The sequence below is a fragment of the Pseudomonas sp. NFX1 genome, from assembly GCF_051123555.1.
Classification (GTDB): Bacteria; Pseudomonadota; Gammaproteobacteria; order Pseudomonadales; family Pseudomonadaceae; genus Aquipseudomonas; species Aquipseudomonas capeferrum.
This window is the reverse complement of the sequence record NZ_CP169366.1, coordinates 1,298,608-1,314,463: the sequence shown is the minus strand read 5'-3', so window position 1 is coordinate 1,314,463 and position 15,856 is coordinate 1,298,608. Positions and strand designations below refer to the sequence as shown.

Genomic DNA, 15,856 nt, shown 5'->3' with positions numbered 1-15,856 from the left:
TTTCTAACGGCCGTGAAGGCAAACCTGAGCCCTGTCGGGGCGTGCCATTTCGCGACAGTGTGTTTCATGTTGAGACAGGGCCCTGCCCCGCAAAGAGGCCAGTGCAGGCAGTGTTTCACCACCGTCTCACAGCGTCTCAATGTGCAACAGCGCAACCCTGCAATCGCAACCTTGCACGGCGGCAAACCCCAGGCGCCTCAAGCCCTTGCAGCCGATCGGCGACCTTGGCACGGCCATTGCGCAACCGCCTCTCACATTCCAATGACAAGAGGCACTGCCCCATGCTTTCCGAACTGCCCATCCTGCCCGCCACCCGCGCCTTCCTCGAACGCAAGCTGAAGATGCGCATCGGCGCCGACTGGCAGGACGCCGCCAGCGGGCGCACCCTGTCGTTTCGCAACCCGGCCACTGGCGAGGTGCTCGGTGAGGTGCCCGCCGCCGACGCCGAAGATGTCGACCGCGCCGTACGTGCCGCGCGCCAGGCCTTCGACGATTCGCCGTGGAGCCGCCTGCGCCCGCGAGAGCGCCAGAACATGCTGTGGCGTCTGGCCGACCTCATGGAGCGCGATGCGCAACAACTGGCTGAGCTTGAGTGCCTGAACAACGGTAAGAGCGCCGCCGTGGCCAAGGTCATGGACGTGCAGTTGGCCATCGATTTCTTGCGCTACATGGCCGGCTGGGCCACCAAGATCGAGGGTAGCACCGTCGAAGCTTCGATGCCGTTGATGCCCAACGACCAGTTCCACGGCTTTGTCCGCCGCGAGGCGGTTGGCGTGGTGGGCGCCATCGTCGCCTGGAACTTCCCGCTGCTGCTAGCCTGCTGGAAGCTGGGCCCGGCCTTGGCCACCGGCTGCACGGTGGTGCTCAAGCCCGCCGACGAAACCCCACTGACCGCGCTCAAACTGGCCGAACTGGTGGACGAAGCCGGCTACCCGGCCGGCGTGCTCAACGTGATTACCGGCACCGGCCTGAATGCCGGTGCGGCGCTCAGCCGTCACCCGGGCGTCGACAAGCTGACCTTCACCGGCTCGACCGAAGTCGGCAAGCTGATCGGCAAGGCGGCCATGGACAACATGACCCGCGTCACCCTGGAACTCGGCGGCAAGTCGCCGACCATCGTCATGCCCGACGCCAACCTGCAAGAAGCCGCCGCCGGCGCCGCCACGGCAATCTTCTTCAACCAGGGCCAAGTGTGCTGCGCAGGCTCGCGGCTGTACGTGCACCGCAAGCACTTCGACAACGTGGTGGCCGACATCGCCGGCATTGCCAACGGCATGAAGCTCGGCAGCGGGTTGGACCCAGCGGTGCAAATGGGCCCGCTGATCTCGGCCAAGCAGCAGGACCGCGTCACCGGCTACATCGAGCTCGGCCGCGAGCTGGGCGCAACCATTGCCTGCGGTGGCGAAAGCTTCGGGCCGGGGTACTTCGTCAAGCCGACCGTCATCGTCGATGTCGATCAGCGCCACCGCCTGGTGCAGGAAGAAATCTTCGGGCCGGTGCTGGTGGCGATGCCGTTCGATGACATCGACGAGGTGATCGGCATGGCCAACGACAACCCCTATGGGCTGGGGGCGAGCATCTGGTCGAACGACCTGGGGGCGGTGCATCGGATGATTCCGCGGATCAAGTCCGGGTCGGTGTGGGTCAACTGCCACAGCGCGCTCGACCCTGCCCTGCCATTCGGTGGCTACAAGATGTCCGGCGTCGGCCGCGAAATGGGTGCGGCGGCCATCGAGCACTACACCGAACTCAAGTCGGTGCTGATCAAGCTCTGACCTTCAGCCGCTACCGGCCCTTGCACAGGTACACCACTGAACGCGAAAGCTGTGAGGTACCTGTGGCAGCGGGTTCACCGGCGAATCGGCCGGCACAGGCCGCGCAAAAACAACAATTGTGGGGGCGTGAAACGCCCCCGGGTTCTCAACCATAGCCCTGTTCAACGAGCCAACGCCGCACCCACATCTGCTGCTCCTGCGGCTGCCCCGCAAGCACAGCATTTAGCGCCTGGCCAGCCTGCAACCTGCGTACCAGCGGCGCCAGTTCCACGCCCTGCAAATGCCAGACCCCAAGCGGCTGGTCCGCCGTCACCACCACCTCGGCTTCGTCCACCAGCCCGTCACGTAGTACCGGTCGCCGCGCCACCCGTACCGCCTGCCAGTCCGCGGCCGTGTGCAGCGGTTGTGCATCCGGCCACCCCTGGCGACCGTCCCAGAACGGTTGCCCGGCCCGGCCTTGCTCCTGGGCATAGAAATCCCGACCGATGCGGGCAAAGCGCAGGAACAGTTGCTCGACCCGCTGCCGATGAAACTGCAGCGCCAACGCCGCCCGCTCGGGCCGGCGCAACAGGGTGTTGATGACCACAGGCGCCTGCAGCGCCGAGGACAGCGACTGGAAAATGCCGTTGCCCGACAAGGGGTCTACCGCCATCGCCGCATCACCCACCCGCAGCCAGCTCTCTGCGGCACAGTCGCCCGCCAGGATCGCCGTGCTGCTGCGCGCATGTACCTGCGCCGGTGCCAGCGCCTGCTCATCGAACAGCTCGGCCACCAGCGCGCTGTGCCGTCGGCGGTTGGCGCAATACTCGGCCAGAGCGGCCTTGCCCGGCAGCCCTTCGGCGTCCAGGGTGACCTGCCAGTAGCAGCGGCCATCTTCCAGGCGGGCCATCCACGCCCAGCCGTCCTCCAGGCTTTCCACCGCCGATGCCGGCACGCTTGGGCGACCTTGCCAGGTGTTGAGGAGGCTGACCGTCTCCGGCCCTCGCAGGCGGTCGGCGGCTAGCGGTGCCTGGCGGCCGCGGGCTTCGACCAGAAACTGCGCCGCCAGTACCTGGCCATCGTCAAGGCGCACACGGTGCCCGTCTTGTTGCGACACCTCACGCACCCGGCCCTCGACCACGGTCACGCCGGCACTGAGCAAATCGTCACGCAGTGCCCGGTCAAAGCGTTGCCTGTCGAGCAGAAACTCCTGGTTCATCTGCAGGTGCTGGCCGTTCCAGCGCACCTGCCGGCTTGCCGGCATCGCTGCCTGCCTCAGCGCGCCGCCAAGGCCTGCGTGGCGCAAACCTTCCAGTACCCGTTGTGAAACGCCTTCGACCGCAGCAAAGCGGCGCCATTCAGAGACCACCGTGACCGGGTAGCCCAGGCGCCGCAAACCGATGGCCGTGGCCGCCCCTGCAGGGCCGGCGCCCAGCACCAGGATGCGTGGCTCAGACATCTTCGGCACCTCGCCGCTCAGGGCCATTGAACGCGGCATGGGCGCGCAACCAGTCGAACACCTGCTGGCGTTGCAGGCCCGGCCGTTCCCGCAGCAACGCCGCCACCCGACCGGTCAAGGCCGCACAGCCCAGGCTTGCACCGGCCAGGCCGCCTGCGCCCACAGCGCCACCGAAGTCGGCCTGGGTGCTGCCGAGCCACGACCACTGCCCCGCTGCACAGCGGGCATCGCCGGTCATGCGGATCACGCCTGGGTAGCTCGCCGGGTAGACCGCGCCGCCCTGTGCCGGGCTGGAGGCGCACAGCAGCACGCCGGCGGCCTGGGCCTCGGCACAGGCCTGATGCAGCACCGGCCGGTCCTGATGCAGGCCAAGGCTGAGGTTGATCAGTGTCGCGCCCTCTTCCACCAGCCATAACACCGCAGCCGCCACCTGCAACGCACTGGTGCTCGCCTGCGCGTTGAACACCTGAGCCACCAGCAGCGGTACGGGGCCTGATTCACGCAGCAAGCCCGCGACGACAGCGCTGCCGTGCCCCAGCTGGTCAGGCAGCGTTTCACCTTCGCGCAGCTGGCCTTGCTCCAGCCAGAACCGCCGCGCGCCCACCACTTGCACGGCCTGGGCCGACGAGCAGCCACTGTCGATAACCCCGACCCGCAGCTCAGTGCCCATGCCTGATGGCCTCCTGGGGCAAGACCTGCAACTGCCCGTCACGCAACTGCAAGTGCAGGTCGGCATCGGCCAGGGTCGAGGCACGGTGGCTGATCAGGATGCGGGTGCGCCCAGCGAACAACTGGTCGATGGCCGCGATCACTTCCCGCTCAGTCGCTTCGTCCACCGCCGAGGTGGCCTCGTCCAGCACCAGGATCGCCGGAGCCTGCAACACCGCGCGGGCAATGGCGATACGTTGTTTCTGGCCGCCGGACAACTGCTGGCCGCGCTCGCCCAGCAAGCCGTCCAGCCCCAACGGCAGGCTTTCGACCAGGCTGTCCAGGCGTGCCAGGCGCACTACCCGTTCAAGCTCCGCGCGGCTGGCCTGGGGCACCCCGTAGGCGAGGTTCTGCGCCAAGGTGCCACGGAACAGCACGATGTCCTGGCTGACCACGGCGATGCGCCGACGCAGCGCCGCCAGGTCCAGCTCGCGCAGGTCGGTACCGTCCAGCAGGATGCGCCCGGCATCGGGGTCGTAGAAGCGTTGCAGCAGGTCGATCAGGGTCGACTTGCCAACCCCCGAAGCGCCGCTGATGGCAACCTTCAGGCCACCCGGCACGCACACATTCAGGTTGTTCAGCACCGCGCCCTGGCGCCCGTCATGGGCAAAGTGCAAGGCTTCCAGGCGCAACTCGCCTGGCCCGTCGGGTATCGGCCGTGGCGTATCCGCCGGGCGCACGGCCACGGCTTCCTGCTTGAGCTCCATCACCCGCCCCAGGCTCACGGCCATGCGCTGCACCGCCACATACAAGCCCAACAGGCTTTGCACCGGCCCCACCGCCATGCCCATGTAGGTGGAAAATGCGATCAGCGCGCCCAGTTGCCAGGTGCCCTGGATCACCCACCAGCCGCCCACCAGAAAGGCGCAGGCACGGCACCAGGAGGTCAACGTGCCGGGTATCGCCTGGGTAAAGAACTCGGTCACCTGGACCTTGAGCAACTGGCTCATGTAGCCCTGGCCCAACTGGTCGAGGCGCCCGGCTTCCCGCCCCTGCTGGCCGGCCGCCTGGATGAACTTCATGGCGGGCAGCGTCTCGACCAGAAACGACGACACATCCGCCGAACGCTCGCGCAGACTACGCACCTCGCGCTCGACCTTGCGCCGCATCCAGCGCAGCCATAGCACCTCGATCGGGATCAGCAGCGCCAGTAACAGCGACAACTGCCAGGACAACATGAGCATCAAGGCCACCGCGCCGATCAGCCCGATCACGGCAGACACCGCCGAAAACAGCGAGTCCACGGCAAAGCGTTGGATTTCAGCAACATCGCCGTCCAGCCGCGAGAGAATGTCGCCGATGCGCCGCCGTCCGTAAAAGGTCGGCGATAACTGTTGCAGGTGCCGGTAAAGGTCATCACGCAGGGCAAACAGGATGCGCCCGGAAAGCCGCGTGTGCAGGTAGCGGTTGACCCCGGCCAGCACGGTGCCGAGCAGGCCGGCGACGATCATGACCGCTGCCATGTGCCACAGGGTCTGGTAGTCCTTGGCCAGCAGGCCCTCGTCGATCAGCGTCTTGACCAGCCAGGGTTGCGCCAGGGCCAGCAGCGAGGCGCCCAGGGACAGGCCCAGCAACACGCCGATGGCGCGCCGATGGGGGCGCACGAAACCATACAGCCAGGCCAGAGCCTGGCGCATGAGTACAGGGTCGCTGGTCTCTACCAGCCTTGCGAACAGGCCGCCCATGTCAGCTACGCAGCTGCTTGAGCTTGCGGTACAGCGTCGCGCGGCTGATACCCAGGGCCTCGGCGGCGGCCGAGACATTGCCCTGGTGGCGGCCCAGGGCAGTGCGGATCAGGTCCAGTTCGTTGTCCTTGAGGCTGCCGGACGGCGTTGTGCCCGTGGCCAGTTCATCCAGCAGGCAATCGGTGAGGTGATCAAGGGTCAGCACCTGCTCGCCGTCCTCTCGCATGGCCAGCGCGGTGCGCACGACCATCTCCAATTGGCGAATGTTGCCCGGCCAGTCGAAGCCTTCGAGCAAGGCGGCAAGTGCCGGGTCGAGGGTCACCCCTTTGGCGCCGGACTTGTCCAGCAGGCCCTGGATGATCCCGCCCAGGTCATCACGCTCGCGCAGGGCCGGCAAGCGCAGCGATACACCGTTGACCCGGTAGTAGAGGTCTTCGCGAAAATGCTGTTCGAGCACCAGCCGCTTGAGGTCGCGGTGGGTGGCGCAGATCAGTGCCACATCGATGTCCTGCTCGTCGCCTGCGCCCAACGGCGCCACCCGGCGCTCCTGCAAGACCCGCAACAACCTGGCCTGCAGGGCCAGCGGCATGTCGCCGATCTCGTCGAGGAACAGCGTGCCGCCATGGGCTTGCATCAGCCGTCCGACCATCCCGCCACGGCGCGAACCTGTGAATGCCCCTTCGCGGTAACCGAACAGTTCAGACTCGATCAGCCCTTCGGGAATGGCCGCGCAGTTGACCGCTACAAATGGCTTTTCAGCCCGTGGGCTGGCCTGATGCAGCGCGCGGGCGACGACTTCCTTGCCGGTGCCGGTCTCGCCCAGCAGCAGCACCGGCAGGCCATTGCCCAGCCCTTGCCGGGCCATGCGCAGGTTGCGCGCCAGACGCGGGTCGCCGCCGGCCAGAGCCTCCAGCGCAGGCGACTGGGTGGCCGGCACCGGTTTGCTCACCGCCACACTGCCGCTCAGTTGGCCATGGCGCGGCAGTTGCAAAGCACGGAAGAAGAATTCGCCCTTGGCCGTCTGCACACTGCTTACAGCGCCCTGCCACAGCCGGGCGATGAAGGCGGGTGAACGTTCACCCAGCAGCTCGCTGCTACGCCGGCCGAGCAGTTGCTGGCGCGGCACCTGCAGCAGTTGGCAGGCACTGTCGTTGGCTGCCAATACTTCGCCGTCCATGCTCAGCGCCAAGAGGCCGTGCCAGGCACTGTTGAGGTACTGCGCACGGCTGTGGAAGGCCAGTACCAGTTGCTCTGGGTGGCACAAGCCGAACAGCCGGCTTTCGATATTGCCGGCAGCCAGCATCAGCGTAGACAGGCTGTCCTGGGGTTGTGCCATCACCCCTTCGCGGGTGATGTCGAGCACACCGATTACCTCGCCACGCGGGTCGCGCAGCGGTACCGAAGTACAGGAAAACGGGCTGAGGCGGTCGAGGTAGTGTTCGCCACAGTTGATCAGGGTCGGCCGCCCTTCCACCACGGCCGTGCCGATGGCGTTGGTGCCGCGCAAGGACTCGCTCCAGCAACTGCCGGGGTGCAGGTCGCGCAGGCCTTCGCGGGTGAGCACGTGGGTCTGGCCTTCGATGGCCAGCACATTGGCCTGGGCATCGCCGAGGATGATGATGCCCGCTTTGCCCTGGCGCGAGACCAGGTAGTCCAGTTCGGGGGTGACGGCATCGACCAGCAGGCGGTTGCGCTCCAGCAGCATGCGCAGGTCGTGGCCTTGTTCAAGGCCCAGGCCAACCTGTTCGCCTTGCAGGCAGTCCAGGCCATGGCCGAGGCTGCGGCGCCAGGAGGCGTCGATTTCGTCGCGCAGCATGCCCAGTGGCAGCTCGCCTTCGCTGGCCAGCTTGAGCCGGGCCTGGCGGGATTCGTGTAGTGGGTCTTGGGCGTTTGTTATTTGTTGTCGCGCCATTTTCTACTCCGGCTGCGCCCCGCACGGTAGAGGGGAACGGGCTTGGGAATTTTTCCGCAGTGTGCGGGAGAAATGGGCTGGCGTCATCAGGCTGCTGTCGGGAGGCTGGGGGGGTGGGTATGGGGGGATGGCGGGGGATTGGGTTGAGGATTTCGTTGGGGCCTTCAGGGGGATGGCGGGAGATCTTCAGCGCTCTCGAGATCGAGCGCCGCCCGCGCGGCGCATCGCGACGCAAGGCCGCTCCTACATTTGTTTCGGGCCAATTATTTCTGAGGCATTTGCGCGCGGCCCCTTGGTGCCCGCCTCAATGTTGCGTCGAACAAACAAGGCGGTCGCGCGCTTATGTCACAGGCATAACTGGCCCGAAACAAATGTAGGAGCGGCCTTGCGTCGCGATGCGCCGCGCGGGCGGCGCTCGATCTCATAGGCGCAACAAAACCCAAGGCATACATTCCCCGTTCCCACAAGAAAAGCGTAATTAAGTATCACCTCGCGCGAATTCGTGTGAACAGTTGTAAAAAACAGTAAACCCAACATACATCAAACCCATAGCATCCGTTGGACTAACACGCTCCCCACGCCAGAGACACCAAGGCCTCTGCAAGTCTCGCCCAGATACTAACAACCCCGACTTTATACATTCACAAACCCCACCCCCGCATTGACAAGCCAACACCTTAAACTCTAGCCTGACGCTGCTTCAGCCCCTACCGCGCGCGGCGAACAAGAGCACTCATGAACACCCAATATTATTGAATGATGCTTATCAAGATAGCCCATCAAAATAATGCAAAACTGCATTAAAAATGGCGCCTCGAACTTTTATTCGAGCACTTCACAGCCCCGACGACATTAACGTCACCCCTACGGACATCCCTGTAATGCGTTCAACTAAACTCTGTGTTTCTCTGGCATCCCTGTGCCTGTTCGGCAACGCCAACGCCGTATCGGCAGACGACTGGGAATACAGCCTGAGCATCGGCGTAGCGGACATGCCACGCTACAGCGGCAGTAAAGAACGGCTTACCACCCCGCTACTGGGAGGCGAAATCGTCAGCCCGTGGGGGATATTCCTCAACACCGATCAAGGCCTGGGCTGGCGACATGAGTGGGAGAAGGCGAGTTTTAGCGCCTATGTCGGCCGTAGCGAAGAACGTAAAGACAAGAAAAGCAGCAGTCATGCGGGTTCGAACAGGCTTAAAGGCATGGGCGATATCAAGTCCCGGGCTCAGTTCGGCATCAGCGGCAGCTATGACGTAGGCCCCGTTGTCCTCGGCGCGACGTTGGAACACGCATTGGAGGAAGACGATCACAACGACGCTGGCAAGGCGTTCACCTCCCTGGAACTGAGCGTAGGTACCAACGTGTATGAAGGCCCATATGGCTCGCTCGACCTTGGCCTGACCAGTCTGTTTGGCGACAAGAACTATATGCAGACCTGGTATGGCGTCACCGCCGGCCAAGCATTGCAGAGCCGCTTCCAGGCCTATGACGCCAAGGGCGGATTGGTCAGTACCGGGCTGTACCTGGCGTGGGCCATGCCAATCAGCGAGCACACCACATTCTCGACGCTGCTGGACGTGCAGTATTTGTCCAAGGAGGCGGCTGACAGCCCGATTGTCGAGCGACGCCTGCAGAGTGCGATCCTTGGCTCGCTGGAATACACCTTCTGAGCGAGCACCTGCTTGCTGTTTTTCCTGATGAGGCCCGCCTTGCGTTTGGGCCTTCAGGGGCATTGCAGGGGAGCTTCAGCGTTCGATATCCAAAGCGCTGAAAATCCACCGACGAAGCAAAAATCAGAATCACGGCCCCGGTCACTGCAACTGAGACTGAGACTGACTCAGGTACTTCTCCACCGCCCCCTTGTCGGCATCCCCCTGCACCTGCCACAACCGCCGCTCGATCCCCTGCGCCAGCAAGTGCCCTACCGCTGACTCGATCGCCGACAGCACGCACAGCTGCGCCGGTTCGTTGGTGGTGTAGCCCACCTCGGCCTCCAGCAACTTCTTGAACTCGATGAACTTGAACACCCCCGCACTGCGCCCCACCGAATAGATGGTCTTGCTGGTCATCACGTTGGCCAGCACCTGCCCGGTGCGTACGTCCACCGCGCGCAGGTTCACGGTCACCTGGTCGACCCGGTATTCGCGGGAGATGTCGATGCCCAGGTAACGCGCCCCTTCCCCGCCACTGCGCACGTTGGTGTCGTAGGCGATGATGCCGCCTTCAAGCATCAGGTTGGCCGCCTGCAGCGGTGGCAGCTCACCCATGATGTTCTCCGCCACATCCGGCTTCTTCTGCGAGGCGCGGATGATCTTGCGCTCGGTCAGCAGGTTCTGCAGGCCTTCACGCTCCAGCACCACGAACCAGCCACTGGCACTCAGGGCATCCATCAACATGCTGGCCGCGCCCTGGGTGACGCTGGTCGAGAACGAACTGGCCGGGGTCGGCTTGTACTGCCCAGTCTGGTCACGGAAGCCATACACCACCGCCATCAGCCGGCCTTTGGGGCGTGGCATGTTGATCAGGTCGTAGTAGGTCGAGGCCCGAGGGGTCAGGGTCGGGGTTTCCGAGTCCTGTTCGGCCGACATGGGGTCGCGCAGGCTGCAGCCTTGCAGGCTGTGCAGGGCGGCGAGGATCAGCAATGTGCTCAACAGACGTTTCATGGTGTTCTCTCCCCAACTCAAAGCCCTTCCCTCTCAGGGGTTCAGGCCGCTGACCTCAATGATCGAGATTTCTCCGGTGACGCGGTCGGTGACTTTGATGCTCAAGGCACCCGAGTCGTCGATCACATCGATCAGGAAGGCATCGGTAGCCATGCTGCCCGTGCTGCCATTACTGATGTTGTCCAGCAACTGCGAGAGCATTCGCGACTCCAGCTGATTGCTGAAGCGCTCCAGGGCCGTGGTGCCCGAAAAGGCAGAGGCACGGTCCTTGAGGTCGGGGTCGTCGTAGTCGTTCTGCGCCTGGGCGTTGTTCAGCAGCCAGGTGCCGTTGAGCGGGTTGCCACCGAAGGCCGGGTTGACCGGGGTGTACACCAGCTCCGTGGCCTGGGCAGCACAGGCGCTGGCCAACAGGCAGGCGGCGATGCAATGGGGAATGCGGGTTTTCATAGCTCGTCCCTCTCCAGATCGGTGGTGTCCTGCAGCAAGCGTTGCAGCTTGCGTTGAATGATCTGCTGCTTGACCAGGTCGGCGGCCGCGACAGCCTCGTCTTTGAGTTCCGTGGTGTTGGGTGGCAGGAAGCGCCGGTACATCACTTCGCGCTCGAACTCCACGGTAACCAGGCTGCCCCAGCGGGCATCCGGGCGTTCGCGCACCACCAGGTTGAAATCCAGGCGGCTGGTGGCACGCAGGCGGTCGGCGAAGTAGTAGTAAAAGTCGTGGCCGATGTGCGAGATGGTGTTGTCGACGATGAAGCCCATCATCTCGTCCTCCTCAGCCGCCTTCAGCAGGCTGCAGGGCGATGCCGCCAGCAGCAGGCTCAGGCACAGCGCAGCCAGGCGTTTCATGGCGTGTCTCCCGCGCCGGCCTGGGGCTGGGCACCGTTGGGGCTGTCGGCGAACGCCTGCTCGGCGACAAACTGCCAGTCGCTGTAGTGTTCCAGCCCTTCGAAGCCCGACCACTCGGCGGCAAAACCACTGTGCTTGAACGGCGTGGCATCCGAGCGGCTGTGTACGCCGGTGATGCGGCCATCGATCGAGCGCAGCAGGCCCCAGTCGTCGCTGTTGGTGATCGGGTCCGGGTAGAGCCTGCGGATGTGCCGCTTGGCCTCCGGGAAACGGTTGTCCTGCAACAGGTCGGCCAGCTCCTGCGGGTACTGGGCCAAGCCCGGCGAGGCGCGGTAGTAGCTGCGCAGGGCCTGGGCATACTGGCTGCCCACCCACAGCAACTGGCGCTCGTGATCGCGCTGGGCGACGCTCGACCAGACTGTCCCGGTGGCGGCCAAGGCCACGCTGCTGACCGCAATCAACAGCAGCACACCCAGGTAGGTGAAGCCGGCACAGGCCTTACCATTCGGCATAGAGGCTGCCATCACGCGCCCTCCCTGTAGCACCGCTCTTGATATCGGCCACACCGCCGGCCACGCCTTCTGGCGGCGGCAGCAGTTGCCAGGCATCGCTGCGTTCGGTGATCGGGTCGACCGGGGTGTTGCGCAGGTAGCGCAGCTCCACCAGTTGCTCCAGCGAATCGGGGTAGTGCCCGGTGTCGCCGTAGAAGTGGTCCAGCGACTCGCGCAGCACCGCCAGGCTCTGGCGCAGCGTGGCCTCGCGGGAGCTCTCCAGGCTGTTGAAGTAACGCGGCATGGCGATGGTCATCAGCGTGGCGATGATCGCCATCACCACCAGCAGTTCGATCAGGGTGAAGCCTTGGCTGCGTTTCATGGCCGTCACCATTGCCCGTAGGGGATGTTGTTGAGGCCTTTGCCACGGGCCTTGGAATACACGTCGAACACGTCTTCGCCTTCACGCGGGCTGTCGGGGCTGCTGTCGTAGGCACGCAGGCCCCAGGCTCCCTCGTCGTCATCCTTGGCCGCCAGCAGCGGGTCGTGGGGGATGCGCCGCAGGAAGTAGAACTTGGCCCCTTTGGCACTGCGCACATCGCGCACGCCTTCGACCAGCACCTGCAGGTTTGGCGGGTAACCGCTGGCATCCAGGCGCTTTTCGATGTAACCGGCGTCGAAGGCACGCTTGTAGGCGTCGATGGCATCGCGGATCTGGTACAGCGCCTCGCGCATCTGTTGCTCCTTGCCGCGGCGCACCACGGTTTCGGTCAGCGGCGCGGCCATGCTGGCAAGCAGCCCGAGCAGTGCCAGGGTCAGCACCACCTCGATCAGGCTGAAGCCTTGCATGCGGCGTTTCATGGCCGTGGGCTCCCGTTGGCGGGCACTACGGCCATCTGGCTTTCGACCACCGGCTTGTCACTGGACGGCGCAGTGCCCGGCACCTCCATCGGTGGCAGTGGCGCCATTTGCCGCACCTGCAGGCTCGACTCGGTGCCGGTGGCGAACTCCATGTCAGACGGGCTCTGGTACGGCAGGTTGCGCACGATGCGCGGGGTGATCGCCAGCACCAGTTCAGACTTGCTCATGTCGTCCTTGTTGCTGCCGAACAAACGGCCCAGGCCGGGAATGTCGCCAAGGCCCGGGATCTTGTTGCCGCTGGCGTTGTGGTCGTTGCGCACCAGCCCGGCCAGCACCTGGGTTTCGCCGTCGTGCAGGCGCAGGCTGGTCTGGGCGTTGCGGGTATCGACCTGGACCGGGATGGTGCCCTGGCGAGTGGCTTCCAGCGGGGTGGCGTTGCTCACTTCGAGTGCGATCTTGATCGCCACTTCGTTGTTCAGGTGCACGGTCGGCTGTACTTCTAGCTTCAAGCCCACATCCAGGTAGGTGACACTCTCGGTAATCACCGGGCCCTGGGTCGAAGGCACCGAGGTGGCGCTGATGATCGGTACCCGCTGGCCGATGTGGATACGCGCCTGCTCGCGGTTGCTGACGCGAATCACCGGGCTTGCCAGGGTGTTGATGTCTTTGTCCTGGGCATTGATCTTGGCCTGCGGCGCCGGCGAGATGCTGATGCGGCTGGAGTCGATACCGCGCAGTTGGTCGAGCACGCTGACCGACTTGCCGTCGGAGGTCAGCACGCCGAAGGTGTTGGGCCATTGCAGGCCGAGGTCGAGGATGCGCGAGGTGGCCACCTCCATCACCTCCACTTCCAGCACCACCTCGGGGTTGGACTGGTCCTGGGACTGCAGCAGCTTCTCGGCCATGCGCACGGCATCGGGGCTGTCGCGCATGGTCAGGGTGTTGAGGCGCTCGTCGACGAACACGTCACGGGTCTTGAGCATGGTCTTGACCATGTTCAGCGCCGTGTTGGCGTCGATGCTGGTCAGGTAGAACGTGCGCATGACCAGTTCCTGATAGTCCTTGGTCTTTTGCGGCGAGTCGGGGTAGATCATCAGGGTGTTGTCGTTGACGATCTTCTGGCGCAGCTGGTTCTGCTCCAGCAGCAGGGCCACGGCGTCCTCGATGCGCACGTCGCGAACGAAGATGGTGGCCTTCATGTCCGGGCGCAGGTCCTTGTCGAAGATGAAGTTGATGCCGGCGACCTGGGACAGCACTTCGAAGATGGTCTTCAGGTTGGCGTCGCGAAACTCCAGGGTCACCGGGCGCTCCAGCTTGCTGCGCAGCTGCGGGAACGGCTGCGCGGTGCGCGCCTGGACGTTCTCGATGTCACTGCGCAGGGTCATGCCCTTCTGGTTCTGCGGGTCCAGGCGCAGCACTTCGCGCATGTAGCGCTCGGCGCCGAACAGGTCGCCCTGGCGCAGGGCCGCCTGGCCAAGGGCGACACGTTCGTCGAGGGTGCGGATCAGCTCCAGCTGGCGGATGCCTTCCTGGGCGCGGCGGTTGTTCGGTTCGATGCTCAGCACCCGGCCATAGCCCATGCGCGCACCGGCGAAATCGTGGCGGATGCGGTCGCTGTCGGCCTGGCTCAGCAGCGCCTCGACCGCCGCCTGGCGGCCATGGGCCAGGGCGATGTTCAGCTCGGTGTCGCGCGGGTCTTCACGCAGGGCCTCTTCCAGGCGCGCGATTCCGGCTTCGTACTGCCCCTCCTTCATCAGTTCTGCGCTGTCTTCACGTACCGCACTGGAGCCGCAGCCTGCGATGGCCACGCACAGCGCCAGGAGCAGGAACGGAGCAGGCTTGCACAGCTTTGACGACTTCATGGTGCGCTCCCGACAGACAAGGTCTGCGACTGGTGCAAAGGCAGGTAGACAAGGTCCAGCTCATTGGCCGAGACCCGATCGAGGCGGTAGGTGTCTTCGATGACGTCGCCCTGGCGCACGACGTAGAGTTTTTCGCCGCTCTGTAGAAACACCTGCAGGTCGTCGCGATCGCCCAGGCGGCCGACGAACTGGAAGGGCAGCGCCGGGGCGGTGGGTGCGGCAACCACCACAGGCGCGGCGATGACCGGTTGTTCGGTGACGGTGGCCAGGGTTTGCGGTTTGCTCCAGCGCTGGCTCGGGAACAGATCGGTAGAGGCCCGTTCCGGCCTCTTCGCGGCAGCTCCGCGCCCCGATGTGTCCGCTTCCACACGGTCAGGGGTGCTCACAGAACCTGTAGCAGCGGGCTTGCCCGCGAACAGCCCCACACTGTCCGCTTGGCCGAACCAATGCTCCGGCGCCCATGCCAACGCGGCAGAAAGCCCTAGAAACCCGGCCCAGATCACCGCACGTTGAGTCTTCATCACGACCTCGACAAGTAGAGGGTCATGCGCAGGCGGGCGTTGAGCTCGCTGTCGCCGATGCGTTTGCGTTGCAGCTCGAGGTCTTCCAGCACCAAGGTTGGCAGCTGGCCCAGCAGGCCCTTGAGGAAGCCGCGGATCTGCGGATAGCTGCCGCGCACCGGCAGCACGATCTGGTAGCGCGCCAACTGGGTTTTCGGGTCGATGCCCAAGGCATATTCGCCGCGTGCCAGGCTGATGTGCTCGGCACTGGCCAGGTGATACAGGCGCTCGATCAGCTCGCTGGCCTGCGGCTGCCCAGGCAGTTGCTGGCGCAGCGTGTCGAGGGCCTGCTGCTCGGGTTTGACCGCGATCTTCAGCTCGCCCCGCTGCACCCGCCCCACTTGCACGCTGGCGTCCGCCTCGCTGGCGCGCAGTTCGCGCACGGTTTGCCAGTGCGGCAACACAGCGGCCAATGCCACGCCGACGGCCAGCAGGCCAACGGCGACAGCGGCAAGGCCCACCGGGCCGATGCGGCGCAGGCGTTCCTGCATGATCAGGCTGCTCAGCGGGTCAGGGGCGCGCATGGCCGGTCTCCCAGGTAGCGGTAAGGGTGAAACGCACCGGGTGCTCCGGCTGGCCCACCATCACCTCGTGGTTGAGCAAGGAAACATCGCTGAGCTCGGCGCTGGCCTCCAGGCGCTGGTGGTACTGCAGCATCGCCTCCAGGTTGCGCGCCTCGGCGGCGATGCGTACCTGGCCCTTGCGTGCATCCGGGGTCAGGCCAAGCAGCGCGACATCGTCCTGCGGCTGCGCTTCGAGCATGGCGAACAGCTGCTGCCAAGGCCGTTGCAGCTGCTGCGAGACACTGCGCATCTGCGCCAGGCGCTCGGCCTGTTCGCGGCTGGCAGCGCTGCTTTGCGGGGCGGCGGTGGCCGGGCGCCGGCCCAGTTGCAGTTCCAGGCTGTGCAGGCGGCCTTCCAGATCGACCTGCTCGACCTGCAAGCGTTGTTGCAGCACCACCAGGGCGGCCACCACGGCGCAACCCAGGGCCAGTAGCGACCAGGCCAAGGCGCCGCTGCGCCGGGGCTGGAATTCCAGGTCGAGGCGGCGCAT

Annotated in this window: 16 protein-coding genes; 2 read left to right on the top strand and 14 right to left on the bottom strand. The window is 65.1% G+C overall.

The genetic code is table 11. The annotated features are described in order from the left end of the window. Positions 1–281 precede the first annotated feature (281 nt). Positions 282–1,775 (top strand): aldehyde dehydrogenase family protein, encoded by a 1,494-nt coding sequence (locus tag DJ563_RS05825; RefSeq protein WP_033697611.1) that lies wholly within the window; start codon positions 282–284, stop codon positions 1,773–1,775. 145 nt (positions 1,776–1,920) lie between these two features. Here the strand turns inward: DJ563_RS05825 and qhpG are convergent, their stop codons facing one another. From qhpG to DJ563_RS05805, 4 genes are read right to left on the bottom strand one after another with little or no spacing between them, the layout of a single operon-like run. Further along, on the bottom strand, positions 1,921–3,213 hold the full coding sequence (gene qhpG, locus DJ563_RS05820; RefSeq protein ID WP_434519011.1) for a flavin-dependent monooxygenase QhpG: 1,293 nt from the start codon (positions 3,211–3,213) through the stop codon (positions 1,921–1,923). Next, on the bottom strand, positions 3,206–3,883 hold the full coding sequence (gene qhpE, locus DJ563_RS05815; protein ID WP_156310313.1) for a subtilisin-like serine protease QhpE: 678 nt from the start codon (positions 3,881–3,883) through the stop codon (positions 3,206–3,208). The genes qhpG and qhpE overlap by 8 nt, the downstream gene beginning before the upstream one ends. Next, positions 3,873–5,606 (bottom strand): ABC transporter ATP-binding protein, encoded by a 1,734-nt coding sequence (locus DJ563_RS05810; RefSeq protein ID WP_274100518.1) that lies wholly within the window; start codon positions 5,604–5,606, stop codon positions 3,873–3,875. The genes qhpE and DJ563_RS05810 overlap by 11 nt, the downstream gene beginning before the upstream one ends. Before the next feature lies 1 nt (position 5,607). Then, positions 5,608–7,518, bottom strand: a complete 1,911-nt coding sequence (locus tag DJ563_RS05805; protein WP_274100519.1) for a sigma-54-dependent Fis family transcriptional regulator — start codon at positions 7,516–7,518, stop codon at positions 5,608–5,610. Positions 7,519–8,399: 881 nt separating this feature from the next. Here DJ563_RS05805 and DJ563_RS05800 point away from each other — a divergent pair. Beyond that, entirely contained in the window at positions 8,400–9,191 is a 792-nt protein-coding gene (locus tag DJ563_RS05800; protein WP_274100162.1) for a MipA/OmpV family protein, read from the top strand. Between the two features lie 141 nt (positions 9,192–9,332). Here DJ563_RS05800 and DJ563_RS05795 read toward each other — a convergent pair whose 3' ends face one another. The 10 genes from DJ563_RS05795 to DJ563_RS05750 are packed head-to-tail and all read right to left on the bottom strand — an operon-like array spanning position 9,333 to position 15,856. Then, positions 9,333–10,184 carry a CsgG/HfaB family protein gene (locus DJ563_RS05795; protein WP_274100161.1) on the bottom strand — a complete coding sequence of 284 codons (852 nt, stop codon included), beginning with the start codon at positions 10,182–10,184 and terminating at the stop codon, positions 9,333–9,335. 33 nt (positions 10,185–10,217) lie between these two features. Then, positions 10,218–10,631, bottom strand: a complete 414-nt coding sequence (locus DJ563_RS05790) for a curli assembly protein CsgF (protein ID WP_033697605.1) — start codon at positions 10,629–10,631, stop codon at positions 10,218–10,220. Further along, a complete protein-coding gene (gene csgE / locus DJ563_RS05785) occupies positions 10,628–11,029 on the bottom strand; it encodes a curli production assembly/transport protein CsgE (protein WP_274100160.1) in 402 nt (133 codons plus the stop codon). The genes DJ563_RS05790 and csgE overlap by 4 nt, the downstream gene beginning before the upstream one ends. Beyond that, positions 11,026–11,553 (bottom strand): type II secretion system protein, encoded by a 528-nt coding sequence (locus DJ563_RS05780; protein ID WP_274100159.1) that lies wholly within the window; start codon positions 11,551–11,553, stop codon positions 11,026–11,028. Before DJ563_RS05780 ends, csgE begins: the two co-directional genes overlap by 4 nt. Continuing rightward, positions 11,528–11,902: a type II secretion system protein gene (locus DJ563_RS05775; protein WP_033697602.1), complete on the bottom strand. Its 375-nt coding sequence runs from the start codon at positions 11,900–11,902 to the stop codon at positions 11,528–11,530. Before DJ563_RS05775 ends, DJ563_RS05780 begins: the two co-directional genes overlap by 26 nt. A 5-nt stretch (positions 11,903–11,907) precedes the next feature. After that, positions 11,908–12,381, bottom strand: coding sequence for a type II secretion system protein (locus tag DJ563_RS05770; protein WP_434519010.1), 474 nt, complete (start codon positions 12,379–12,381; stop codon positions 11,908–11,910). Next, the gene (locus tag DJ563_RS05765) at positions 12,378–14,243 is read right to left on the bottom strand and encodes a secretin N-terminal domain-containing protein (protein WP_033697598.1); all 1,866 of its coding nucleotides are present in this window, start codon (positions 14,241–14,243) and stop codon (positions 12,378–12,380) included. The genes DJ563_RS05770 and DJ563_RS05765 overlap by 4 nt, the downstream gene beginning before the upstream one ends. After that, entirely contained in the window at positions 14,240–14,764 is a 525-nt protein-coding gene (locus DJ563_RS05760; RefSeq protein WP_434519009.1) for a hypothetical protein, read from the bottom strand. The genes DJ563_RS05765 and DJ563_RS05760 overlap by 4 nt, the downstream gene beginning before the upstream one ends. Next, complete coding sequence (gene pilO / locus DJ563_RS05755) at positions 14,764–15,327, bottom strand: type 4a pilus biogenesis protein PilO (protein WP_274100155.1); 564 nt, start codon at positions 15,325–15,327, stop codon at positions 14,764–14,766. Before pilO ends, DJ563_RS05760 begins: the two co-directional genes overlap by 1 nt. Then, on the bottom strand, positions 15,314–15,856 hold the full coding sequence (locus DJ563_RS05750; RefSeq protein ID WP_156310325.1) for a pilus assembly protein: 543 nt from the start codon (positions 15,854–15,856) through the stop codon (positions 15,314–15,316). Before DJ563_RS05750 ends, pilO begins: the two co-directional genes overlap by 14 nt.

Coding starts and splice junctions, on each gene's coding strand:
- DJ563_RS05825 (WP_033697611.1), top strand. CDS start 282: ATGCTTTCCGAACTGCCCATCCTGCCCGCCACCCGCGCCTTCCTCGAA.
- qhpG (WP_434519011.1), bottom strand. CDS start 3,213: ATGTCTGAGCCACGCATCCTGGTGCTGGGCGCCGGCCCTGCAGGGGCG.
- qhpE (WP_156310313.1), bottom strand. CDS start 3,883: ATGGGCACTGAGCTGCGGGTCGGGGTTATCGACAGTGGCTGCTCGTCG.
- DJ563_RS05810 (WP_274100518.1), bottom strand. CDS start 5,606: ATGGGCGGCCTGTTCGCAAGGCTGGTAGAGACCAGCGACCCTGTACTC.
- DJ563_RS05805 (WP_274100519.1), bottom strand. CDS start 7,518: ATGGCGCGACAACAAATAACAAACGCCCAAGACCCACTACACGAATCC.
- DJ563_RS05800 (WP_274100162.1), top strand. CDS start 8,400: ATGCGTTCAACTAAACTCTGTGTTTCTCTGGCATCCCTGTGCCTGTTC.
- DJ563_RS05795 (WP_274100161.1), bottom strand. CDS start 10,184: ATGAAACGTCTGTTGAGCACATTGCTGATCCTCGCCGCCCTGCACAGC.
- DJ563_RS05790 (WP_033697605.1), bottom strand. CDS start 10,631: ATGAAAACCCGCATTCCCCATTGCATCGCCGCCTGCCTGTTGGCCAGC.
- csgE (WP_274100160.1), bottom strand. CDS start 11,029: ATGAAACGCCTGGCTGCGCTGTGCCTGAGCCTGCTGCTGGCGGCATCG.
- DJ563_RS05780 (WP_274100159.1), bottom strand. CDS start 11,553: ATGGCAGCCTCTATGCCGAATGGTAAGGCCTGTGCCGGCTTCACCTAC.
- DJ563_RS05775 (WP_033697602.1), bottom strand. CDS start 11,902: ATGAAACGCAGCCAAGGCTTCACCCTGATCGAACTGCTGGTGGTGATG.
- DJ563_RS05770 (WP_434519010.1), bottom strand. CDS start 12,381: ATGAAACGCCGCATGCAAGGCTTCAGCCTGATCGAGGTGGTGCTGACC.
- DJ563_RS05765 (WP_033697598.1), bottom strand. CDS start 14,243: ATGAAGTCGTCAAAGCTGTGCAAGCCTGCTCCGTTCCTGCTCCTGGCG.
- DJ563_RS05760 (WP_434519009.1), bottom strand. CDS start 14,764: ATGAAGACTCAACGTGCGGTGATCTGGGCCGGGTTTCTAGGGCTTTCT.
- pilO (WP_274100155.1), bottom strand. CDS start 15,327: ATGCGCGCCCCTGACCCGCTGAGCAGCCTGATCATGCAGGAACGCCTG.
- DJ563_RS05750 (WP_156310325.1), bottom strand. CDS start 15,856: ATGCGCCGCCTCGACCTGGAATTCCAGCCCCGGCGCAGCGGCGCCTTG.